At 72.7% G+C, this 21858-nt stretch carries 17 protein-coding genes and 1 pseudogene; 8 read left to right on the top strand and 10 right to left on the bottom strand.

The genetic code is table 11. The features are described 5' to 3' along the window. Positions 1-337 precede the first annotated feature (337 nt). Positions 338-2866 (top strand): ATP-dependent Clp protease ATP-binding subunit, encoded by a 2529-nt coding sequence (locus SXIM_RS11245; protein ID WP_030734928.1) that lies wholly within the window; start codon positions 338-340, stop codon positions 2864-2866. Between the two features lie 87 nt (positions 2867-2953). Here the strand turns inward: SXIM_RS11245 and SXIM_RS11240 are convergent, their stop codons facing one another. After that, the gene (locus tag SXIM_RS11240) at positions 2954-6109 is read right to left on the bottom strand and encodes an NACHT domain-containing protein (protein ID WP_046723812.1); all 3156 of its coding nucleotides are present in this window, start codon (positions 6107-6109) and stop codon (positions 2954-2956) included. An 84-nt stretch (positions 6110-6193) separates the two neighbouring features. On the opposite strand from SXIM_RS11240, the gene SXIM_RS11235 reads away from it, so the two are divergent. Next, positions 6194-6427: a hypothetical protein gene (locus tag SXIM_RS11235; RefSeq protein WP_030734922.1), complete on the top strand. Its 234-nt coding sequence runs from the start codon at positions 6194-6196 to the stop codon at positions 6425-6427. Between the two features lie 42 nt (positions 6428-6469). Further along, entirely contained in the window at positions 6470-7051 is a 582-nt protein-coding gene (locus tag SXIM_RS11230) for a DNA-3-methyladenine glycosylase I (RefSeq protein WP_030734919.1), read from the top strand. Here the strand turns inward: SXIM_RS11230 and SXIM_RS11225 are convergent. Beyond that, complete coding sequence (locus SXIM_RS11225) at positions 7042-7257, bottom strand: DUF397 domain-containing protein (protein WP_030734916.1); 216 nt, start codon at positions 7255-7257, stop codon at positions 7042-7044. The genes SXIM_RS11230 and SXIM_RS11225 overlap by 10 nt on opposite strands. On the opposite strand from SXIM_RS11225, the pseudogene SXIM_RS28540 reads away from it, so the two are divergent. Next, positions 7249-8259, top strand: a pseudogene (locus SXIM_RS28540) (alpha/beta fold hydrolase); the annotation flags it as partial. The gene SXIM_RS11225 and the pseudogene SXIM_RS28540 overlap by 9 nt on opposite strands. 54 nt (positions 8260-8313) lie before the next feature. Here SXIM_RS28540 and SXIM_RS11215 read toward each other — a convergent pair. Genes SXIM_RS11215 through SXIM_RS11205 form a run of 3 tightly spaced genes read right to left on the bottom strand, consistent with a single transcriptional unit; the run spans position 8314 to position 11663 of the window. Beyond that, positions 8314-9030 carry an ABC transporter ATP-binding protein gene (locus SXIM_RS11215; RefSeq protein ID WP_046723810.1) on the bottom strand — a complete coding sequence of 239 codons (717 nt, stop codon included), beginning with the start codon at positions 9028-9030 and terminating at the stop codon, positions 8314-8316. Positions 9031-9032: 2 nt separating this feature from the next. Continuing rightward, positions 9033-10403, bottom strand: coding sequence for an ABC transporter permease (locus tag SXIM_RS11210; protein WP_046723808.1), 1371 nt, complete (start codon positions 10401-10403; stop codon positions 9033-9035). 18 nt (positions 10404-10421) lie between these two features. Then, positions 10422-11663, bottom strand: a complete 1242-nt coding sequence (locus SXIM_RS11205) for an FtsX-like permease family protein (protein ID WP_046723806.1) — start codon at positions 11661-11663, stop codon at positions 10422-10424. 117 nt (positions 11664-11780) lie between these two features. Here SXIM_RS11205 and SXIM_RS11200 point away from each other — a divergent pair, with 117 nt between their 5' ends. Together SXIM_RS11200 and SXIM_RS11195 are read left to right on the top strand one after the other, a co-directional pair. Continuing rightward, positions 11781-12443, top strand: a complete 663-nt coding sequence (locus SXIM_RS11200) for a response regulator transcription factor (protein ID WP_046723805.1) — start codon at positions 11781-11783, stop codon at positions 12441-12443. Next, the gene (locus tag SXIM_RS11195) at positions 12434-13717 is read left to right on the top strand and encodes a sensor histidine kinase (RefSeq protein WP_246156867.1); all 1284 of its coding nucleotides are present in this window, start codon (positions 12434-12436) and stop codon (positions 13715-13717) included. Before SXIM_RS11200 ends, SXIM_RS11195 begins: the two co-directional genes overlap by 10 nt. Positions 13718-13762: 45 nt before the next feature. On the opposite strand, the gene SXIM_RS11190 is transcribed toward SXIM_RS11195, so the two are convergent. Next, on the bottom strand, positions 13763-14674 hold the full coding sequence (locus SXIM_RS11190; protein ID WP_046723804.1) for an HhH-GPD family protein: 912 nt from the start codon (positions 14672-14674) through the stop codon (positions 13763-13765). Positions 14675-14825: 151 nt separating this feature from the next. On the opposite strand from SXIM_RS11190, the gene SXIM_RS11185 reads away from it, so the two are divergent. Then, the gene (locus SXIM_RS11185) at positions 14826-15683 is read left to right on the top strand and encodes a hypothetical protein (RefSeq protein ID WP_030734904.1); all 858 of its coding nucleotides are present in this window, start codon (positions 14826-14828) and stop codon (positions 15681-15683) included. 41 nt (positions 15684-15724) lie between these two features. Here the strand turns inward: SXIM_RS11185 and disA are convergent, their stop codons facing one another. Both disA and radA read right to left on the bottom strand, forming a co-directional pair. Continuing rightward, positions 15725-16879: a DNA integrity scanning diadenylate cyclase DisA gene (gene disA / locus SXIM_RS11180; protein ID WP_030734901.1), complete on the bottom strand. Its 1155-nt coding sequence runs from the start codon at positions 16877-16879 to the stop codon at positions 15725-15727. A 40-nt stretch (positions 16880-16919) separates the two neighbouring features. Then, positions 16920-18365: a DNA repair protein RadA gene (radA, locus tag SXIM_RS11175; RefSeq protein ID WP_046723801.1), complete on the bottom strand. Its 1446-nt coding sequence runs from the start codon at positions 18363-18365 to the stop codon at positions 16920-16922. Between the two features lie 117 nt (positions 18366-18482). On the opposite strand from radA, the gene SXIM_RS28535 reads away from it, so the two are divergent. Further along, positions 18483-20195 (top strand): BACON domain-containing protein, encoded by a 1713-nt coding sequence (locus SXIM_RS28535; protein ID WP_030734895.1) that lies wholly within the window; start codon positions 18483-18485, stop codon positions 20193-20195. A 50-nt stretch (positions 20196-20245) separates the two neighbouring features. Here SXIM_RS28535 and SXIM_RS11165 read toward each other — a convergent pair whose 3' ends face one another. Both SXIM_RS11165 and SXIM_RS11160 read right to left on the bottom strand, forming a co-directional pair. Further along, positions 20246-20953 carry a TetR/AcrR family transcriptional regulator gene (locus SXIM_RS11165; RefSeq protein WP_046723800.1) on the bottom strand — a complete coding sequence of 236 codons (708 nt, stop codon included), beginning with the start codon at positions 20951-20953 and terminating at the stop codon, positions 20246-20248. Further along, entirely contained in the window at positions 20943-21782 is an 840-nt protein-coding gene (locus SXIM_RS11160) for a sugar phosphate isomerase/epimerase family protein (protein ID WP_046725586.1), read from the bottom strand. Before SXIM_RS11160 ends, SXIM_RS11165 begins: the two co-directional genes overlap by 11 nt. Positions 21783-21858: the final 76 nt, after the last annotated feature.

Raw genomic sequence — 21858 nt, 5'->3', positions numbered from 1 at the left:
GCGGATGTCCGTTGCCGCGGCGGCATGGAGTGTCAGTCTTGACGGGTAGGAATCCCACATGGTTGCCCATGACTGAAGGGGCGATTTCCGTAGGTCCGGGTGTGTTGCCCGGCGGCGTTCGCCGTCGGCGTACTCATCCGGGGGTCAAGAGCTTGGCCAGCGGGAACATCGTCTCGCACCATCGGGTTGGAACTGATGTCGCCTGTTCGGGGCACCGGGGCCGGGGACAGGAGCAGACAGTCGGAATGAGCGGTCCCCCGTTGCGGGACTAAGCTGCGGAAGGACAGGGAGGGGACCGACCCCTTTACTGCCTGACCGCTCTGAGGAGCGATTAACGATGTTCGAGAGGTTCACCGACCGTGCGCGGCGGGTTGTCGTCCTGGCTCAGGAAGAAGCCCGGATGCTCAACCACAACTACATCGGCACCGAGCACATCCTCCTGGGCCTGATCCACGAGGGTGAGGGTGTCGCCGCTAAGGCCCTGGAGAGCCTCGGGATCTCTCTTGAGGCGGTCCGCCAGCAGGTGGAGGAGATCATCGGCCAGGGCCAGCAGGCGCCCTCCGGCCACATCCCCTTCACCCCCCGGGCGAAGAAGGTCCTGGAGCTGTCGCTCCGCGAGGCCCTTCAGCTCGGCCACAACTACATCGGCACCGAGCACATCCTGCTCGGCCTGATCCGCGAGGGCGAGGGCGTCGCCGCCCAGGTCCTCGTGAAGCTGGGCGCCGATCTCAACCGGGTGCGGCAGCAGGTCATCCAGCTGCTCTCCGGTTACTCGGGCGGCAAGGAGGCGGCCACCGCGGGCGCCGGCCCCTCCGAGGGCACGCCGTCCACCTCCCTCGTCCTGGACCAGTTCGGCCGCAACCTCACGCAGGCCGCCCGGGAGACCAAGCTCGACCCCGTCATCGGGCGCGAGAAGGAAATCGAGCGGGTCATGCAGGTGCTGTCCCGCCGCACCAAGAACAACCCGGTCCTCATCGGCGAGCCCGGCGTCGGCAAGACCGCCGTCGTCGAGGGCCTGGCGCAGGCCATCGTCAAGGGCGAGGTGCCCGAGACCCTCAAGGACAAGCACCTCTACACCCTGGACCTGGGCGCGCTGGTCGCCGGCTCCCGGTACCGCGGTGACTTCGAGGAGCGCCTGAAGAAGGTGCTCAAGGAGATCCGCACCCGGGGCGACATCATCCTGTTCATCGATGAGCTGCACACCCTGGTCGGCGCGGGCGCCGCCGAGGGCGCCATCGACGCGGCGAGCATCCTCAAGCCGATGCTGGCCCGCGGCGAGCTGCAGACCATCGGTGCCACCACTCTGGACGAGTACCGCAAGTACCTGGAGAAGGACGCGGCCCTCGAGCGCCGCTTCCAGCCCATCCAGGTGGCCGAGCCGTCCCTGCCGCACACCATCGAGATCCTCAAGGGTCTGCGGGACCGGTACGAGGCGCACCACCGGGTGTCCATCACCGACTCCGCGCTGGTGGCGGCGGCCCAGCTGGCCGACCGGTACATCTCGGACCGCTTCCTGCCGGACAAGGCGATCGACCTGATCGACGAGGCCGGCTCCCGGATGCGCATCCGCCGGATGACCGCGCCGCCGGACCTGCGGGAATTCGACGAGAAGATCGCCAACGTGCGCCGGGAGAAGGAGTCCGCGATCGATTCGCAGGACTTCGAGAAGGCCGCTTCGCTGCGCGACGACGAAAAGCAGCTGCTGACGGCCAAGGCGCAGCGCGAGAAGGAATGGAAGTCCGGCGACATGGATGTCGTCGCCGAGGTCGATGAAGAACTGATCGCCGAGGTGCTGGCGGCTTCCACCGGTATTCCGGTCTTCAAGCTGACCGAGGAGGAGACCTCCCGGCTGCTGCGCATGGAGGACGAACTCCACAAGCGCGTCATCGGGCAGAAGGACGCGATCAAGGCGCTCTCGCAGGCCATTCGCCGTACGCGGGCGGGCCTGAAGGACCCGAAGCGCCCCGGTGGCTCGTTCATCTTCGCCGGCCCCTCCGGTGTCGGTAAGACGGAGCTGTCCAAGACGCTCGCCGAATTCCTGTTCGGCGACGAGGACGCGCTGATCGCGCTCGACATGTCGGAGTTCGGCGAGAAGCACACGGTCTCGCGTCTCTTCGGTTCCCCGCCCGGATACGTGGGCTACGAAGAGGGCGGCCAGCTGACGGAGAAGGTGCGGCGCAAGCCGTTCTCGGTGGTCCTTTTCGACGAGGTCGAGAAGGCGCACCCGGACATCTTCAACTCGCTGCTGCAGATCCTGGAGGACGGTCGTCTGACCGACTCCCAGGGCCGGGTCGTGGACTTCAAGAACACCGTCATCATCATGACCACCAACCTGGGGACGCGTGACATCTCCAAGGGCTTCAACATGGGCTTCGCGGTGGCCGGCGATGTCGCCACCGGGTACGACCGGATGAAGGCCAAGGTCAATGACGAGCTGAAGCAGCACTTCCGGCCGGAGTTCCTCAACCGTGTCGACGACACGGTGGTCTTCCACCAGCTGACGCAGGACGACATCATCCAGATCGTGGACCTGATGATCGCCCAGGTGGACGAGCGGCTGAAGGACCGCGACATGGGCATCGAGCTGTCGACGGACGCCAAGCAGTTCCTGGCGAAGCGCGGCTACGACCCGGTCCTCGGCGCCCGCCCGCTGCGCCGGACGATCCAGCGCGACATCGAGGACATCCTGTCGGAGAAGATCCTCTTCGGCGAGCTGCGCCCCGGTCACATCGTGGTGGTCGACACGGAGGGTGAAGGGGACGACAAGAAGTTCACCTTCCGCGGTGAGGAGAAGTCCTCTCTGCCGGACACCCCCCCGGTCGAGCAGGCGGCGAAGGGCGGCCCGAACCTCTCCAAGGAGGCGTAAGGGCGACCCCTGGCCACTGAGCCGGTCCGAGGCCCCCGCAACCCGTCAGGGTTGCGGGGGCCTCGGCGTGTGCGGGGGGAGGGAGGGTCAGTAGCGGGCCGGGGGATGCAGCAGGACGCTGATGTGGGGAGGGAGCTGATCGGCGTCGGCGACCGGGATGGTGTCGGAGCAGGTGATGCGGCGCAGGCCGGGGAGCGCGGCGAGCGGCGCCAGGGAGACGGGGGCGCGACGCCCGCCGGTCAGGTTGAGGGTGGCCAGTGACGGGAAGCTGTCGGCGACGGTGGGCAGCCGGTGCGGTGCGTCGGAGATGTCGGCCGTCAGCACGGTGACCGCCGGAAAGCGCAGGCCGGTGCCGGTCAGCTCGGAGAAGCCCACGGCGGGGACGGTCAGAGTGGAGAGCGCCGGCAGGGCGGCGACGGCGTTCCAGCTCGCGGAGCCCATCCGGGTCTGCCGTTCCTGGAGTCTCAGGCCGCGCAGTGTCGGCCAGCCGGCGATGGCGGTCAGATCCTCGACGTACCCGGGCAGGCTCAACTGCACGAGCGCCGCACGGGCGGGGAGCGCGGTCAGATCGCCATGGATGACGTCGTCCCACAGATAGAGCTCGGAGAGGTGAGGCAGCTCGTTCATCCATCCCAGGTCTCCGGCGTTCCCCGGGCCCCGCAGATTCAGGCTGCTGATCGGGAGGCCGGCGAGTGTGGAGAGGTCGTCCTGTCCGGTCACATTCGACAGGAGCAGCCGCTGCAGTCCGGGAAACCGGTGGAGAAAGCCGAGTTCGTACAGTCGGTCACCGAGGAAGAGATGGACCTCGGCCACATCCTTTCCGGCCAGGGCCCGGCTGACCTCGTCGGCGGTGAAGTTCCCGCGCAGCGAGTAGTACCGGTGGTCAGGCAGCTCACGCAGCAGTTCCAGCTCTCGCGGGGTGGACGCGGCGATCCGGTAGTGGCCCTCCCGGGAGAGCTGGGACAGCACCTCCCGCGCGTACCTCTCGGTGTCGAAGGAGCTCCACTCGGAGGCGAGCCAGCTCCGTACGGAGGCCGAAGGGTGACGGCAGTAGGGCACCAGCCGGGGTATCGCGGCGTCCGTGCCGATACGGGTGGCCGTGATGACCACGGCTCGTGCCTCTTGCTCGGACAGCCCTTCGGGCCCCGGAAGCAGTTCCAGGACCACGGGCCCGAGGTCGGCCAGTCGGTTGGCCTCGGACTCCAGGCGCGGCGGGATCAGCGCGGAGGCCCGCCGCTCCACCAGCTCCCGGACCGCGGGGTCCAGCTGGGTGGCCTGCTCCAGACAGGCCATCGCCAGCAGATGCAGGCGGACCCGGTGGCGGTCTTCCTCGTCGCCCCGCCGCACCAGGGAGTCGAGGAGAGCGGCGCGTTCGTCGGGGCGGGCGTGGGCGACCGCCATGCGGATGATGTCCTCCCACTGGTCCAGGTGGGCGTTGCGCAGCAGCACGCCGAAGTCCCGTTCCTCCACGGCCTCCCGGGCGCCGAGGTAGTCCTGGAAGGTGCGGTGGACGAAGTCCACGGTGCCCGGAGCCGGCTCGCGCAGCAGGCCCGAACGGTCCAGGAGATGGCGGAAGATCTCCTCGGCCGTGCCCTGGCCGGCGACATGCGGCATGGCCGGCAGTAACCGCCGGACCAGGTCGAGGGCGATGTCCCTCTCCATCTCGTACTGGCCGTTGCGGATCAGCCAGTAGGCGAGTTTCTGGAGCAGCAGGGACATCGATTCGGCGTCCAGTTCGACGCGGGTGCCGGTGATGCCGCGTTCGCGGTCGCGGCGTTCCAGCAGCATCAGCAGGGCGGCGTCGTACAGCCCCTTGCGGCCGTGCGGGAGATAGCCGCGCCGTTCGCGGTGCAGAGCGCAGATCAGGCCGCACATCAGGGGGTTGGTGGCAAGCCGTCCGAGGTCGCGCTGGGTGCGGATCGCCTTCTGCAGGCGCTCGCCGAGTGCGGGCTCCGTCCGAGCCGCCCGATGCCAGCGGTCGGTGAAGGCGGCGATGTCCTGCCGGCTCATCCGGGCGAGGGCGAGGTCGGTGAATCCGTCCCCGGCCAGCCAGTTGTCGCGTACGGCCGAGGGCCGGGAGGTGACCAGCCACAGGTTGCCGGGGTACGCGTGCAGCAGCTCGCGCAGCCAGCGGCGGGCGGGCTCGCGGTCCTTCTCGGGGATCTCGTCGATGCCGTCGATCAGCAGCAGCCCGCGCCGGGAAGCGAGGACCCGGTCGATCCAGCCGGCCGGCTGGGCGGTGTGGAACGGGCAGCCGACGGCGGACAGGAAGGCGTCGGGGGAGGGGAGATCCCGGCCGCCCCGGGTGAGGGTCCGCAGCGGCAGGACGAAGGGGATACGGCCCAGGAGATGGGTCATACCGTCCGCCGCCTCCTGGCGGGCGGTGGTGGTGGCGAGCCACTGGACGAGGGTGGTCTTGCCTGACCCGGCCTCGCCGCGCAGCAGGACCCGGTCACGGCCCGCCAGGGCGCGGTCGGCGGGCTGGGGCGGGCTCGGCGGCGTCGCCGACTCCTCGGCCTCGCTTTCCCCGACCGGGTGGGGCGCGTCGCGCTCCGTCGTCCGCAGGCTCAGATAGGCGGTGTCCAGGGGCCAGTCCCGGGCCTGGTGGAGGTCGATCCCGTAGATGGTGAGGGTGCTGTGCTTGTCGGTGATGTAGCGGAGGTACCGCTCCTCGAAGCGGGCGTCCTCCGCCGTCTGGAGGGGGATGCGCTCGGCCAGCAGGTCCACTTTCCGGATCAGGAGGTCCAGATCGCGGCTCTGCTCGACCAGGGTGCGGGCGACGAAGGTGGAGCGCTGGGTGAAGAAGTTCAGGATGTGGACGCAGGTGGCCAGGAGGAGTCCGTCGTAGCGGGCCCCGGCCGCCGCCGAGAGGTCGCCGGGGTGGGCGAGGCGGGCCGCCAGGCGTTCCGGGCCCAGCCGGACGGCCTGGACGTCGTCCATGTCCAGCCGGCCGAGGTCGCCGAGGGACCGTGTCAGGGCGTCGGTCAGTTCCTCCCGCACCTCGGCGGTGGGGGCCTCGTGCGGGCCCGCCGCCTTCGTCGCGCGGTCGACCAGCTCCCCGCTGAGCCTGCGCAGTTCCCGCTCGCCCAGCGTGCGCGTTTCGCCACGGAAGGACACCAGGGCGGAGATGCGCACCGGGCGGTCGACCAGGCCGGCGCCCGGGCCGTCCTGGTGGAAGAGTTTCTTGATCAGCGGCGCGATGACGCTCGATGCGAGTCGGAGCCCGCCCCCGGTCGGATCCATGGACAGGAGCGTAGGCGTTCGGCTCGCATCCCGTGAGGGGGAGTTCCATCATGGAAGGAGGGCAGTACGAGGAGGTGAGCCGCCATGGCTTCGTCGCACACGATGTGGGCCGAGTACGTCGATCCCGGCGAACCCGGGGCTGTGAAGTGGTGGCACATGGTGCGTGAGGGGGACGGGAACGTCGCCATGTGCGGCAAGGAGATGGGGGACGGTGTGGAGCGGCGGTCGGACCGGGAGTGGGGGAACACCGCGGAGCCGTCCTGCCACACCTGTGGCGCGATGTATCTGCGGGAGGTCCCGTACCGGGCGGCGGCCTGAGCCCGGGCGGGAATGTCGGTGCCCTGATGCACACTGTGGGGCATGAGCGACACAACGCCTGCGGTGGCCGGCCCGGACGGGCGGCTGCGCTGCCCCTGGGGCGTGCAGCCGGATGACTACCGCGCGTACCACGACACGGAATGGGGCCGGGAGGTCCGGGGGGACGACGAGCTGTTCGAGCGGCTGTGCCTGGAGGCGTTCCAGTCCGGGCTGTCCTGGCTGACGATCCTGCGCCGCCGGGAGGGCTTCCGGTCTGCCTTCGCGCGGTTCCGGATCGAGAAGGTGGCGGCGTACACGGAGGAGGACGCCGTCCGGCTGCTCGCCGACCCGGGGATCATCCGGAACCGGATGAAGATCGACGCCACGCTGCACAACGCGCGGGTGCTCGCGGAGTGGAAGAAGGGCGAGCTGACCGAGCTGATCTGGTCGCACGCCCCGGCGGCGCAGGGCCGTCCCGCGCCCAGGGGGCACGATGACATACCGGCCACGACGGCCGAGTCGACGGCCCTGGCCAAGGACCTCAAGAAGCGCGGTGTCCGCTTTGTCGGGCCGACCACGGCGTACGCCCTGATGCAGGCGTGCGGTCTGGTCAACGACCACCTGGCGGACTGCGCCTACCGCTGACGCGGCGCGTGGTCCCGGAGGTGGAGCCCGCCGGTCTTGATGCGGGTCAGTAACGCCCGGGTGGCGGCGGGTGAGGCGGTGAGCGTGATGGCCGGGACGTCGCTCTCCCGGATCCAGACCGCGGCGGTGGTGGCCGCCAGTTCGACGCAGGCTCCGTTGCCGCCGGAGCCGCTGAAACTGGACTTCTGCCAGGCCAGATGACGCATGGTTCCCTTCCTACAAGGTGTACAGCAGATGCTGCGGGGACGGTTGGGGGCCGGGAGGCCCCGAACGTCCCTTCCCCGCAAGGCATTCCGCTTAACGCCGCGCCGCGAGTCGGCACCCACTTTGTAGATGTTCCACAGGTTGGCCGCCCCAGTGTTGTGCTGACGGGGCGCCCCCCGACAGCGCCGTCCGTGTGCCGTCGCTCAAGGCACTCGTCACGGCATATTGATGACGTTGCGTCACCGTGCGACGGGTGGGCCAGTGCCCCCGAGGAGGGCACCGGCGAGGACCTCCTCACCGGGACCCAGACGATCACCGTAGGTGACCACACGGTGAAGGTGTCCTGCTCGGGCGAACCGGCGGCCGGCCGGCCGCTCGTCGTCCTGCTGCACGGCGGCGACGACCTGACCACCATGACCGCTTTCCAGGAGACGCTGAGCGCGGACGGCCGGGTCTGCTCGTACGACCGGCTCGGCGCGGGCGGCAGCGACCAGCCCGAGGGCCCGCAGGACTACGACAGCGTCGGCGAGACGCTGACCGGCGTGCTGGACCAGGTCGCGGGTGACGAACCGGTCGTCCTCGTCCGGCACTCCATGGGCGGGCTGATCGCCGGCCGGTACGCCCCCGACCACCAGGACCGGGGCGCCGGGCTGGTGCTGCTGGACAGCACCTCGCCCACCGCGGTCGCCGATGTCAGCGACCGGATCCCCGAGTCCGACACCGGTCCGGCCGGCGAACTGCGCGCGCAGACCCTCGCGATCTTCGCCGGGGAGAACCCGGAACTGCTCGTCTTCACGGACGGCGAGGTCACCTCCGCCGGGGACATCCCGGTGCGGCTGATCCAGCACGGGCAGCAGTACCTGGGCGAGGTGCCCGAGTACGGGGAGGGCCTGGAGGAGGACTGGACCGCCGGCCAGCACAAGTGGCTGGCGCTCTCCGAGGACAGTGAGCTGAGCACCGCGGAGAACAGCGGCCACTACATCCACGTCGATGAGCCCGACGTGGCCGTGGCCGCCATCGACGAGGTCACCACGCGGGCCGCCGGCCGACGGCCGTCCTCACCGCTTCCGCGCGACCGTGCCGACCTTGCCCTTGCGCAGGTGCAGAACCCGGTCGGACCCGGCGGCCAGCGCCTGGTCGTGGGTGACGACGATGACGCACTTGCGCTGCTCGTGGGCGAGTTCCCCGAAGAGCGCGACGATGCCCTCGGCCGTCTCCTCGTCGAGATTGCCGGTGGGCTCGTCCGCGCACAGCACGTCGACGTCACAGGCGAGCGCCCGGGCGATGGCGACGCGCTGCTGCTGACCGCCGGACAGCTTCAGCACGTTGCGGCGGGCTAGGTCGCCGTCCAGGCCGACCTTCGCCAGCAGCTCCAGCGCGTGGGCCCTGCGGCTCGTGCCGGCGGGCCGGGACCCGGTGATCTCCATGGCGGTGGTGACGTTCTGCAGCGCCGTCATGTACGTCAGCAGGTTGTACTGCTGGAAGATCGTCGCCACGTGCCGGTTGCGGTAGCGCTGCAGCCCCAGCGCCGCCACGTCCTGTCCGTCGAAGCGGACGGTGCCCCTGGTGGGGCTCTCCAGGCCGCCGGCCAGACTGAGCAGCGTGGTCTTCCCGCTGCCCGAGGGGCCCAGGATCGTGGAGAAGGTGCCCCGTTCGAAGTCGAGGCTGATCTGCCGCAGCACGGTGCTCTTGCGGCCCCGGTCCTGGTACGTGTGGCTGACCTCGGTCAGGGACAGGACGGGCGGCTGCGCGGTGGTGGAGGTCGTCGCGGTCACGGTCAGATGCCCTTCGTGAGGATCGTACGGGGGGTCAGGCGCAGGATCGCGGTGGCCGGTACGGCGGCGGCGAGCAGGCCGATGCCGAGCCCGGCGCCGGCGAGGGTGCCCACGGCCGGGGGGTCGAGCCGTACGGTGATGGTGTCGATGGGGTCGGCGTTCTCGACCGGGGCGTCCAGGGGGTCGATGCCTTCGGCGAGCCCGGTGGAGCCGGGCGCCGGGGCCTGCCAGGCGTCGATCTCCTCGTGGGCGGCGCTGACTTCCCGCCGCAGCAGCGCGTCGCCCGCCCACTGCGTCACCCGCTCGGCGAGGACCGCGCTCAGCGCGATGGCGAACGCCGCGACCACCACGATCTCCAGGGTCTGCTGGGCGATCAGTTTCCCCTTCGGCTCGCCCATCGCCAGCAGGATGCCGCACTCCCTGCGGCGGCCCTTGACCGTGAGCGCGGTGAACAGGCCCAGGACGACGGCGCCCGCCCCACCGATCAGCCACATGGCGGCCGTCGCGGACGCGGTGATGCCGCGCAGCGGGCCGGTCATCTGCCGGATCGCCTTGTCGTTGACGGTGAGCGCGAACCCGTCCAGCTCCGCCCCGGCCGTCTCGCGGGCCATCGCGGTGAACGCGTCGAACGTCGCGGGGTCCTTCAGCTGGAAGGTGGCCGAGCCGACCTGCACCGGCACGTCGTCACTCCCGGAGTTCAGCCGGCTCAGCGCCCGCGCCGGGATGATCAGCCAGTCCCCGGGCTCCTGCCAGTACTCCGGGTCGGGCTCGTCTGAGGGGTTGCGGAAGATGCCCTGGACGGTGAAGTCCTCCTGGTTGTCGCCCGCGGGGTCGTTCTCGGTGAGGGTGAGGGTGTCGCCCACCGCGAGCTGGTTGTGCCGCGCCAGCCGCTCCTCGATGAGGATCACGTTCCGGTCCTGGTCCTCGGCCGTGATCGGCGTGCCGGACAGCAGCCGCCACGTTCCGCTGCTGAAGTCGGGCAGCAGCGAGGAGTCCAGGACACCGTGCACCAGGGTGTGGCCGTCGGCCAACCCGTCGCCGACGGTGGAGTGCCCGCCGAGCAGCCGGGTGCCGTCGAAGGACCGGTAGCTGTACTTCTCGACCAGCGGGGAGCCGCCGATGCGGTCCACCGTCTCCGCACCGATCCGCGGCGCGGTCAGCTGCCCGCCGCTGACCAGCGCGTCCATGTCGAGGTCCAGTGCGACCTCGGCGCCGACCCGTTCCCTCGCCTCCCGTCCGGCCTGCGCCGCGGCGTCCCTGATGAGGACGCCGCTGAGCACCATGACGGAGATGACCAGGAAGGTCAGCAGCAGGAGCAGGGTTCTGCCGGGGCGGGAGCGCAGGCTCAGCGCCGCGCGGGTGATGACGTTCATGACCGTGTTCGCCTTCGGTTATTCGCTGTGGGTGAGGAGGGAGCGCGGGTGCAGGCGCACGATGGCGGCGCCGGGCAGGACGGTGGCCGCCAGCGCGATGCCGAGCCCGATCGCGGCGACCGAGCCCACATCGCCGGCCGTCATCAGCAACGGAGTGGGCCCGTCCGGTGACGGCGGCAGCAGCGCCTCGCCCGCCGGCCGGGCCAGGACCAGCCCGAGCGCGGCCGCCAGCGCCAGGGCGGGAACGGCGACGGCCACCGCCTCCGCCGTGTGCTGGCCGAGGAGCTTCCACTTCCGCTCACCGAGGGAGAGGAGCATCCCCAGTTCGGCGCGTCGGGACCGGATCTCCAGCGTCACGATCAGCCCGAGCACCGCCGCTCCGCCCAGCGAGGTCAGCCACCCGAAGACCCCCGCGAGCACGCCGACCCGCTGGAGCGGCTCGACCTGCTCCCGGTACGCCTTGTCGTTGACGTCGGCGCGGAACCCGTCCGGACCCAGCAGCTCTTCGGCCAGTGCCGCCAGTTCCCGCGCCGCGTCCGGGGAACCGGCCGTGAGGGCCACCTCGTCCAGCGCGCTGCCGAACCCGAGCGCGGAGACCGCCGGGAGGGGCGCGTAGAGCTGGTTGGCGGGGATGTCGCGGGGCGGCACCCACGCGGCGGGGGTGGGCAGCGGTGTGCGGTAGAGGCCGATGATCTCGAAGGAGGTCCGTACCGCGCCGTCCGGCGAGGCCAGCTCGACGGTGTCCCCCACCCGCAGCCCGTTCCGCTCGGCCAGCCGTTCCTCCAGCAGGAGCACCTGGTGGTCCGCGTCGTGTGCGGTGATGCCCCGGCCGGCGACGAGCTCCATACGGCCGCGGGCGAAGTCGGGCAGCAGCCCGCTGTCGCGGATCCCGCTCAGTGCCAGCCCGTCGCCCCCGACGCCGTCCCGGGCGTCGTCCCCCGCCCCGGCCGGCTCCGGCGCGTCCGAGGTGACGGGGTCAAGACCCGGCGGCGCCGTGGTCCCCCGCAGTATCGGGTTGTACCGCTCCACCAGGGGCGACCCGCCCAGCGCGGCGGCGGTGTCCGTGGTCAGCCCGTCCCCGCGCACCGTGACGTCCACGCCGATCCGGCGCTGGGCGTCGGCCTCCTGCCGGGCCGTCGCGCCGCGCAGCAGGGAACTGCCCAGGAGCAGCACGCCGATGACCAGGAAGATCCCCAGCAGCATCGCGGTTCTGCCCTTCCGGGCGGCGAGGCTGTGGGCCGCGCGCTTGACGAAGTTCATGCCGCAGAGCACAGCAGGCGGGCGTTCGCAGGCGGGTAAGGCCCGTTACACGCGGATAAGCTCCGCCGCCGCGCACGCTTACCCCGCTGCAACCGGGCCCGTGCTTTCATCGGCGCCATGCGGATCCTGGTAGCCGAAGACCACCGTGTGCTCGCGCGGAACATCGCCACCGGCCTGCGCCGGCAGTCCATGGCGGTCGACATCGCCGCGGCGGGCGACGAGGCCGAGCGGATGTGTCTGCTCACCGCGTACGACGTGCTGATCCTGGACCGCGACCTGCCGGTGCTGACGGGCGACGAGGTGTGCCGGCGGCTCAACGAACTGGCCGACCCGCCGCGCATCCTCATGCTCACGGCCGCCGGGGAGATCGGGGACCGGGTCTACGGCCTGGAGCAGCTGGGTGCCGACGACTATCTCGCCAAGCCCTTCGACTTCGCCGAACTCGTCGCCCGGGTACGGGCCCTGAGCCGCCGCGCCCCCAAACCGGCGGCGGTCGCCCTGCGGCACGGCGGCATCGTCCTGGACAGGGGCCGGCACGAGGTCAGGATCGACGGCACCCCCCTGGAGCTCACCCCCAAGGAGTTCGCCGTCCTGCGGATGCTGATGGAGGCCGGCGGCGAGGCGGTGCCCCACCGGGAACTGGTGCGCGCCGTGTGGGACGAGCACCTGAGCCCCCGGACCAGTGCCGTGCGCGCCACCGTCAGCCGGCTGCGCGGAAAGCTGGGCACCCCAGACCTCATCGCCGCGGACACCGGCGAGGGGTACCGGCTGTGCGGCTGACGGGTCCGGGGAGGCCGGATCCGCGCGAAGGGCCCAGCAGGTGGCGACGCCTGCCCCGGCCGACCTTCCGCGCCCGCCTCGCCCTGGCCATCACCGGCCTGCTCCTGCTCGCCGGCGTCGCCCTGCTCACCTTCGTGGTGCTGCTGGCCCGGCACGGCACGGCCCAGCAGGTCAGCTCCATGGAGGTGGTCCGCCTGGACTGCGTGACGCGGCCCGCGGACGCCGAATGTCAGGAGAGCGGCTCCGTGGGCCCGATGCAACCAGTGGGACCCACGGGGGCCGGGACATCGCCCGCGCCCCGGGGCGAGCCCCTGCCGGACGCGGTGGCCCTGCGCCTGGTGGACGAGACGGTACGCGCGGTGCAGGACACCGTGCTCCGGCAGCTGCTGCTGTGGTCCGCGATCGGCCTGCTGCTGATCGCCGCGCTGACCGGCCTCATGGGCTGGTGGCTCGCCGGCCGGGCGCTGCGGCCGGTCGCCGCCGTCACCGATACCGCCCGCCGGATCAGCGAGCAGCACCTGCACGAACGCCTCGCGCTCACCGGCCCCGACGACGAACTGCACCGGCTCGCCTCCACCTTCGACAGCATGCTGGACCGGCTGGAGAAGTCCTTCGAGAGCCGCCGCCGCTTCGTCGCCAACGCCTCGCACGAACTGCGCACCCCGCTGGCCGTCCAGCGCACCAGCCTGGAGGTCGGGCTCGCCGATCCGCTCCCGGAAGGGCTGGCGGAGGTACGGGAGGAACTGCTCGCCGTCAACCGGGACGCCGAGTGGCTGATCGCCTCCCTGCTGCTGCTCGCTCGCAGCGATCTCGGCCTGGACGAGGAGGAGAGCCGGGAGAGCGATCTGGCGGACGCCGCCCGGCAGGCGATCAGGGAATGGGGGCCACGGGGGGCGGAACGGGAGGTCGCGCTCTCCCTGGACACCGCGGGGCCGTTTCCGGTGGCCGGGGATCCGGTGCTGCTGCGGCACCTGGTGACCAACCTGGTGGACAACGCCGTACGGTACAACCGGCCCGGCGGCACCGTGGCGGTGCGGCTCGCCGGACGCACGCTCACCGTCGTCAACACCGGCCCCCCGGTGGAACCCGGCCAGGTGGAGCGGCTCTTCGAACCGTTCCAGCGGCTGGGCCAGGACCGCACCAGCGTCTCGGGGCACGGTCTCGGCCTGTCCATCGTCGCCTCGATCGCCGAGGCCCACCGGGCCCGGGTCACCGCCCGCCCGGGGCGGGACGGGGGGCTCGCCGTCTCGGTGGTGTTCGCCGCCGCTCCGTGACCGGCCGCGCGGCCGGCCGGTCCGGCTCCGGAGCGGCGATCCGCGTCAGTCCGTGCCGGGCAGCCGGTAACGCCCGTCCGGCAGCCGTTCCACCAGACCGTCGGTGAGCAGCCCGGTCAGGGCGCGGGACCGCTGCTCCGGGTCGTGCCACACCGCGTCCAGCGCGGCCCGCTCCACCGGCCGGGTCGACTCCCGCAGAACGGCGAGCAGTTTGCCGCGTACCTGCCGGTCGGTACCCGCGTACGTCTGGCCCCGGCGCGGCGGCCCCTCGTGGGCGGGGGAGCCCGCGCCACGCCAGGCGCACAGGTCGACGATCGGGCAGCCGCCGCACGACGGCGTGCGCGCCGTGCACACCAGCGCACCCAGCTCCATGGTGGCCGCCGCCCAGCGCGAGGCCGTGGTGTCGTCCTCCGGCAGCAGCATCCGGGCCAGCTTGCGCTCGGCGGCGGTGGTGGCGTTCGGCGGGTACTGGGAGCCGCTCACCGCGCGGGCGAAGACCCGGCGGACGTTGGTGTCCAGCACCGCGTGCCGCTGCCCGTACGCGAAGGAGGCCACGGCCGCCGCCGTGTACTCCCCGACGCCGGGCAGCGCCAGCAACTGATGGTGGTCCTTGGGGACATCACCGCCGTGCCGTTCCGCTATGGCGGCGGCGGCGCCGTGCAGCCGCAGCGCCCGGCGGGGATATCCGAGGCGGCCCCAGGCGCGGACCGCCTCTCCGGCGGCCTCGGCGGCCAGGTCGGCGGGGCGTGGCCAGCGGGTGAGCCACTCCTCGTACACCGGCAGCACCCGGTTGACCGGGGTCTGCTGAAGCATGAACTCGCTGACCATGACCCCCCACGCCCCTGCTTCGGGGCGCCGCCAGGGCAGATCGCGGGCATGCTGGTCGAACCAGTCGATGACGGGGGTGTGGAGGGCGGTGGGTTCGGCTTCTCGCGTCGTCGTGCTCGTCGCAGTCATGGCCTGATGATCCTGGCATGTCCGGCGCACGGCGCCCAAGCGGCCCCGCCGTTGTGACAGCCCTGCGGGCTAACCGTTCGATACGCAATGGTGCCCTGCCCGGACCCGGGTGAGGCGTCGGAGCCCCGCCACCGTCTCGTAAGGTTTCCGCGTGGGATCTCTGCGCACTCCTGTCGGTCCGCTGCCCTCCTCCATCTATTGGCGGCGGAGGGTCGTTGTGCTGCTGGTGGTCGCGCTGGTGGCGGCGCTGGCCTTCTGGGCCACCCGCTCGGGCGGCGGCACGCAGAACACCGGCGCCTCGGACGGCGAGGACGGCCCCGCGCAGTCCATCACCCCCGGGCCCACCGCAGACGAGGACCTCATCGACGAACGGCCGGGCGGCCGTGAGGAGGACGAGGAGGACGGCGCGGGCGAGAGCGCGGGAGAGGACGATGCCGAGGGGAACGGCGCCGACTCCGGCGGCGAAGGGGACGACGCCTCCGGGGGCGGGAACGCTGACGGCGGCGACGCGGCCGGCGGGGACGGTTCGGACGGCACCGACGACGCGGAGGCCGGCTCCCGGACGAGCGGCGGCAGCGGGAACGGCGGTACGAGCGGGGCCGGGCTCCCCGGCTGCGGGCCCGGCGCGGTGACCCTCTCGCTGCGCAGCGCGGAGAACGCCTACGCACCCGGCGAGAAGCCCGAACTGCGGCTCAGCGCCGAGAACTCCTCGGGCGACGCCTGCGCGCTGGACTTCGGCCACGCCTCACTGACGCTCACCGTCGCTGACAGCGAGGACGAGGAAGTGTGGTCCTCCGCGGTGTGCCCCACCGGCAAGAGCCGTCAGCTGGTGGCCGTCCCGGCCGGGGACAGCGCCACCCACACCGTGCTGTGGGACCGCCGGCACAACGCCGGTGACTGCGACAGCGGCGAACCGGGGGCGCCGGCCGCCGCCGGGACGTACGTCGCCGAGGCCGCCGTGGACGGTTTCCCCGTCGCGAAGACATCCTTCCGGCTGAACCGCGACTGACCGCGGACGCGGGCCCGCCCCCTCGGGAGCGGGCCCGCCGCCTACACGTACCGTTCCAGGATCGAGGACTCGGCCAGCCGGGACAGGCCCTCGCGCACCGAGCGCGCCCGGGTCTCCCCGACGCCGTCCACCGCCTGCAGGTCGTCCACACTCGCCGCCAGCAGCTTCTGCAACCCGCCGAAGTGGTCCACGAGCCGGTCGATGACCAGACCCGGCAGCCGCGGAACCTTCGCCAGCAGCCGGAAACCCCGCGGGGAGACCGCGCCGTCCAGCGCCTCGGGCGAGGCGCCGTGGCCCAGCGCCCGCGCCACGATGGGCAGTTCCAGCAGCTCGGCGTGGGTCAGCGCGTCCAGCTCGGACAGCGCCGTGCCCACCCGGCGCGAACGCTTGCCGCCCGGGGGCTCCGTGCCCTGCGGCGATTCCGGCAGGTAGTCGCGCACGATCAGCTGCCGTTCCGGCTCCACGCCCGCGATCAGCTCGTCCAGCTGGAGCGACAGCAGCCGTCCGTCCGTGCCCAGCTCCACCACGTACTCGGCGATCTCGGCCGCGATCCGGCGCACCATCTCCAGCCGCTGCGCCACCGCCGCCACGTCGCGGACCGTGACCAGGTCCTCGATCTCCAGCGCCGACAGGGTGCCCGCGACCTCGTCGAACCGCAGCTTGTACCGCTCCAGGGTGGCCAGCGCCTGGTTCGCCCGCGACAGGATGGCGCCCGAGTCCTCCAGGACCCGCCGCTGCCCGTCCAGGTACAGGGCGATCAGCCGCATCGACTGGCTGACCGACACCACGGGGAACCCGGTCTGGATGGAGACCCGCTGCGCCGTACGGTGCCGGGTGCCGGTCTCCTCGGTCGGGATGCTCGCGTCCGGGACCAGTTGCACACCCGCGCGGACGATCTTGGTGATGTCGCGGTCCACGATCACCGCGCCGTCCAGCTTGCACAGCTCGCGCAGCCGGGTCGCGGTGAACTCCACGTCCAGCACGAAACCGCCGGTGCACAGGGATTCGACGGTACGGTCCACGCCGAGGACGATCAGGCCGCCCGTGTTGCCCCGCAGGATGCGCTCCAGGCCGTCCCGCAGCTGGGTTCCGGGGGCCACCGCGCTCAGCGAGGCGCGCAGCAGTCCGTCCGCTCCGGAACCTCCCCCGGCACCCCCGGCCCTGCCGGGACCCGCCGGCCGGTCGTTGGCTGCCATCTCTTCCTCCGGTGACGAAACCGCTTGAGTCCGGATGAGTCTACCGGCGTGCCCCCGTCACCCGTTCTGACGCTCCGCTCCCGGCCCGCTCACCGCCCCCGTCATCGGTGCCCCGCGAGCGGCGCGGCCCGCGCGGCAGTACCCGCAGCGCCTCGCCGATGTCCGCGACCTCCAGCACCCGCATGCCCGCCGGGGCCTCGCCAGAGTCCGCCGGGACCAGCGCGTGCGTGAACCCCAGCCGGGCCGCCTCCGCCAGCCGCCGCTGCACCCCGGTCACCCGCCGCACCTCGCCGGCCAGACCGACCTCGCCGATCGCCACCAGGTTGTTCGGCAGCGGGGTGTCGCTGGCGGCGCTCGCCAGCGCCAGCGCCACCGCCAGGTCGGCGGCCGGCTCCGAGAGCCGCACCCCGCCCACGGTGGCCGTGTAGATGTCGTTCTTGCCCAGCGAGGTGATCTGCCCGCGCTGCTCCAGCACCGCCAGCATCATCGACACCCGGGAGGTCTCCAGGCCCGAGGTGGTACGGCGCGGCGACGGGATCTGGGTGCTGACCGTCAGCGACTGCACCTCGGCGACCAGCGGGCGCCGTCCCTCCAGGGTGACCGTCAGGCAGGTGCCGGGCACCGGCTCCTCGCGCCGGGTCAGGAACAGGCCGGAGGGGTCGGCGAGCGAGGTGATGCCCTGGTCGTGCAGTTCGAAGCAGCCGACCTCGTCGGTGGCCCCGTACCGGTTCTTCACGCCGCGCACCAGGCGCAGCCTGGCGTGCCGGTCGCCCTCGAAGTGCAGCACCACGTCCACCAGGTGCTCCAGCAGCCGGGGCCCGGCGATCGCTCCGTCCTTGGTGACATGGCCCACCAGCAGCGTGGCCATGCCGCGTTCCTTGGCGGCCCTGATCAGCGCCCCCGCCACCTCCCGGACCTGGGCCATGCCGCCGGGCGCGCCGTCGATCTCTGCGGAGGCCACGGTCTGCACCGAGTCCAGCACGAGCAGGGAGGGCTTCACCGCGTCCAACTGGCCCAGCACGGACGCCAGATCGGTCTCGGCGGCCAGGTACAGCTCGTCGTGGACCGCCCCGATCCGGTCCGCCCGCAGCCGCACCTGACCGGCCGACTCCTCGCCCGTGACGTACAGCGTGCGGTGCTCGGCCGAGGCGGCCTTGGCGGCCACGTCGAGCAGCAGGGTGGACTTGCCGACCCCCGGCTCGCCGGCCAGCAGCACCACGGCGCCGGGCACCAGGCCGCCGCCCAGCACCCGGTCCAGCTCCGGCACCCCGGTGCTGCGCGCGGTCACCCGCCGGGTGTCGACCTGGCCGATCGGCACGGCCGGGGACACGACCCGGGCCACCGCCGCCGTCCGCACCGCGGGGGCGCCGCCCACTTCCTCCACGGTGCCCCACGCCTGGCATTCGGGGCAGCGGCCCAGCCATTTGGCGGTGGACCAGCCGCACTCCGTACACCGGTAGGCGGGGCGATCAGATTTACGAGCCATGCGTCGACGTTAACCCCGGGCACTGACAGCGGATCAGCGCCCCTTGTCACCCATTAGGAGGAACCTTGTGCCGGTCGGGTTCTTGGGCGTCCGCCGGGCGCCTACCGTCGCCTGGTAATGAACAGCTGCCCCGAGCGTGCCACACGCACCACGACGCGCCCCCGCCCCGCCTCGGCGCCCGGCGCTCATCGCGTTCCCCGCGGGCGGGCGGCGGCGGACAAGGCCGCCTCCGGCAAGGCGGCGGGCAAGGGGACGGATCGGCGGGGCCGCCGGGCGGCGTACGAGGACGCCCATCTGGACGGCCTGTTCACGTACTGCCTGTCCATCATGTGCGAGCACGACACCGCGACGGCCGCGCTCGGCGAGGCGCTGGCCCTGGCGCGGCGGCAGCACGACCGGGGCCGCCGGCCGGCCGCCCCCGGCCAGTCCCGGGCGTGGCTGTACGCGCTGGCCCGCTGGACGTGTCTGCGGCGGCTCGCCGTGCAGCGGGAGGCGGGCGGCGCGGCGGAGCCCCGGGCGGCGGGCACGGCCGGGGCGGAGGCCCAGCTGCGCCGCCGTGAACTGGCGGCGCTGGCCTGGCCGGAGGCGGCGGGCACCAGCCCGGAGCAGCGGGAGGCGCTGGAGCTGGCGGTGCGTCACCAGCTGTCGCCGGCCGAGGTGGCGCTGGTGCTGCGGCTCTCGGTGGACGCGGCGCGGGCGTTGCTGACCAGCGGGGCGTGCGAGGTGGAGCGCACCAGGGCGTCGCTGGCGGCGGTGGAGACGGGCGGCTGCCCCACGGTGGCCTCCCTGGCCGGCGAGGACCGGCTCATGCTGCTGCGTCCCGGTCTGCGCCGGGAGCTGGTGCGGCACGTGGACGGCTGCGCGGTGTGCCGGCGGGCGGCCCAGCGGGCGATGGCGGGCGTGACCTGGCCGGGGACGGCGCCGGGCGAGGCGCGGCTGGCCGTCGTGGCGGCGCCGCGTTCGGCCGTGCACGCCGCGCTGCTGGTGGTGGAGCGGGCGCGGGCCCAGTACACGCCGCGGTTCGACCGCTCGGGGTTCCCGCTGACGGAGAAGGACCGGGCGGCGCGCCGGGACCGGCTGCGCAGCCGGGCGGTGACCACGACGGTAGTCGCCACGGTGCTGGCGGCGCCCGCGCTGGCGCTGTGGGCGGCGTACCGGGGCGCGCCGGTGACGGGGGAGGCGAGCGGGCAGGACGCGTCGGCGTCCGAGGACGACCGCGGCCTGGGCACGGCCGGCGGCGACGACTACGCGTACGAGAACACCGGGCGCTGGGAGGACTCGGCCGAGCTGGACGCGGACGGCGGGCGCGAACCGGCGGGCGAGGCCACCAGGGAGACGCAGGAGCGGGAGCCGGTTGACGCCTCGCCCGAGGCGGACCCCCAGTCGCCGTCGCCGCCCGCCGCGTCGGACGGGGGCTCGGGCGGGGGCACCCGCCCGGCGCGGCCGGGGCGGCTGACGGTGGACGCCATGTCCACCGGCACCGGTACGGAGATCACACTGACCGCCTCGGGCGGCGCGCCGGTGCGGTGGAGCGCGGTGTGGTCGGCGGAGTGGCTGTGGCTGAGTGCCACGTCGGGCACGTTGCAGCCGGGGGAGTCGGTCACGCTGGTGGTGACGGTGGACCGGGCGCGTGAGCCGTCCGGGCCCTGGCAGGGCCGGATCACCATCGAGCCCGCCGGTGCCACCGTCACCATCGAGGGCCACGGCCGGCAGTCACCCGAGCCGACCCCGACCCCGCCGCCGCCGACCGAGGAGCCCACCCCGGAGCCGACGGAGCCGCCCGCGACCGACCCGGCCCCGTCGGACCCGCCGCCCGCCGAACCGACCTGACCGGAGCCGAACTGACCCGAGCCGACCGGACGGTGCGGCGTACGGCCCGCTCAGCCCGTCGGGGCGGTGCCGGTCAGGTGGTGCTGGACCACCGGGGCCAGGCGGGCGATCAGGGTCTCGGCGTCCTCGGTGGCGATCGGCGGCATCTTCAGCGCGTACCGCAGCAGCACCGTGCCCACCAGCTGGGCCGCCGCCAGTTCGGCGCGCAGCTGCGCGTCGGCCGCGTCCAGGGTTCCGGCCAGCCGCGACAGCAGCTGGCCCGCGATGAACTCGCGGAAGATCCGGGCCGCCGTCTCGTGAGTGAGGGCCGAGCGGACGATCGCCAGCAGCGGCGCGCGGGTCACCGGGTTCTCCCAGATCCGGAAGAACATCCGGGTGAACTCCTCGCCCGCCCGTTCCGGCGCGACCCGGTCAAGAGCGGCGATCCGGTCGGTCACCGGCGCCGCCGTCAGGGCCACGGCCGCGGAGAACAGACCTTCCTTCGTACCGAAGTAGTGGTGCACCAGTGCCTGGTCGACCTCCGCGCCGCGTGCGACGGCCCGGACCGAGGTCTTCTCGTAGCCGCGCTCGGCGAACAGCTCGCGGGCCGATGCCAGGATCCGCTCCTGGGTGCCGGGCCCGCCGCCGCCCTCGCCCCTGGCCGGCCGGCCCCGTCGCCTGCGCGGTGTTCCGTCGCGCCCCTCCGTCCCGTCCGGCGGGGCCCCGTCGGCGCGCCCGGCGGATCCGTCCGTGGTGGCCCGGGTGTCCTCAGCGCTCACCGTCGGGGCCTCCGGCCGCCGCCCCGGCGCGCAGGTGCATCCGGGTGTAGGCCAGCGCCTCGGCCAGGTCGGCCTCCCGCTCGGCCGCGGACATGGCGCGCCGGGTGTTGACCTCGATCACCACGTGCCCGTCGTACCCGGCCGCCGCCAGTGTGTGCAGCAGCTCCGCGCAGGGCTGGGTGCCGCGTCCCGGCACCAAATGCTCGTCCCGTCCCGATCCGCTGCCGTCGCCCATGTGGACGTGCCCGAGCCGGTCGCCCATCCGGGTGGCCATGGCCAGGGCGTCGCTGCGGGAGGTCGCCGCGTGCGACAGATCGAGGGTGAAGTGCCGGAAGTCCTCCTCGGTGGGGTCCCAGCCGGGCGCGTACGCCAGCATCTCGCGGTCCCGGTACCGCCAGGGGTACATGTTCTCCACGGCGAACCTGACGTCCGTCTCGTGTGCCATCCGGCCGACGCCGGCCACGAAGTCCCTGGCGTAGCCGCGCTGCCAGCGGAACGGCGGGTGCACGACCACGGTGCTCGCGCCGAGCCGGTCGGCGGCGTCGCGGGCCCGGAGCAGCTTGCGCCACGGGTCGGTGGACCACACCCGCTGGGTCACCAGCAGGCAGGGGGCGTGAATGGCGAGCACCGGGACCCCGTACTGGTCGGAGAGCCGGCGCAGTGCCTCGATGTCCTGGCTCACCGGGTCGGTCCACACCATGATCTCCACCCCGTCGTAGCCGAGGCGAGCGGCTATCGCGAAGGCGGCCGCGGTGTTCTCCGGATACACCGAGGCGGTCGACAGCGCGACCTTCGTCCCCGGTTTCGCCTGATGTGCCACGCGCTCCAGCCTAGGGCCTGTCGTCAAAGTAGCGCCGTCCGCCCGTAGGGCGGGCCCCGCGGTGTCCGGTGCGGTGCATCGCAAG

The sequence above is a fragment of the Streptomyces xiamenensis genome (assembly GCF_000993785.3).
Lineage (GTDB): Bacteria > Actinomycetota > Actinomycetes > Streptomycetales > Streptomycetaceae > Streptomyces > Streptomyces xiamenensis.
This window is presented reverse-complemented; position numbering and strand designations above follow the sequence as displayed.

Coding starts and splice junctions, on each gene's coding strand:
- SXIM_RS11245 (WP_030734928.1), top strand. CDS start 338: ATGTTCGAGAGGTTCACCGACCGTGCGCGGCGGGTTGTCGTCCTGGCT.
- SXIM_RS11240 (WP_046723812.1), bottom strand. CDS start 6,109: ATGGATCCGACCGGGGGCGGGCTCCGACTCGCATCGAGCGTCATCGCG.
- SXIM_RS11235 (WP_030734922.1), top strand. CDS start 6,194: ATGGCTTCGTCGCACACGATGTGGGCCGAGTACGTCGATCCCGGCGAA.
- SXIM_RS11230 (WP_030734919.1), top strand. CDS start 6,470: ATGAGCGACACAACGCCTGCGGTGGCCGGCCCGGACGGGCGGCTGCGC.
- SXIM_RS11225 (WP_030734916.1), bottom strand. CDS start 7,257: ATGCGTCATCTGGCCTGGCAGAAGTCCAGTTTCAGCGGCTCCGGCGGC.
- SXIM_RS11210 (WP_046723808.1), bottom strand. CDS start 10,403: ATGAACGTCATCACCCGCGCGGCGCTGAGCCTGCGCTCCCGCCCCGGC.
- SXIM_RS11205 (WP_046723806.1), bottom strand. CDS start 11,663: ATGAACTTCGTCAAGCGCGCGGCCCACAGCCTCGCCGCCCGGAAGGGC.
- SXIM_RS11200 (WP_046723805.1), top strand. CDS start 11,781: ATGCGGATCCTGGTAGCCGAAGACCACCGTGTGCTCGCGCGGAACATC.
- SXIM_RS11190 (WP_046723804.1), bottom strand. CDS start 14,674: ATGACTGCGACGAGCACGACGACGCGAGAAGCCGAACCCACCGCCCTC.
- disA (WP_030734901.1), bottom strand. CDS start 16,879: ATGGCAGCCAACGACCGGCCGGCGGGTCCCGGCAGGGCCGGGGGTGCC.
- radA (WP_046723801.1), bottom strand. CDS start 18,365: ATGGCTCGTAAATCTGATCGCCCCGCCTACCGGTGTACGGAGTGCGGC.
- SXIM_RS28535 (WP_030734895.1), top strand. CDS start 18,483: ATGAACAGCTGCCCCGAGCGTGCCACACGCACCACGACGCGCCCCCGC.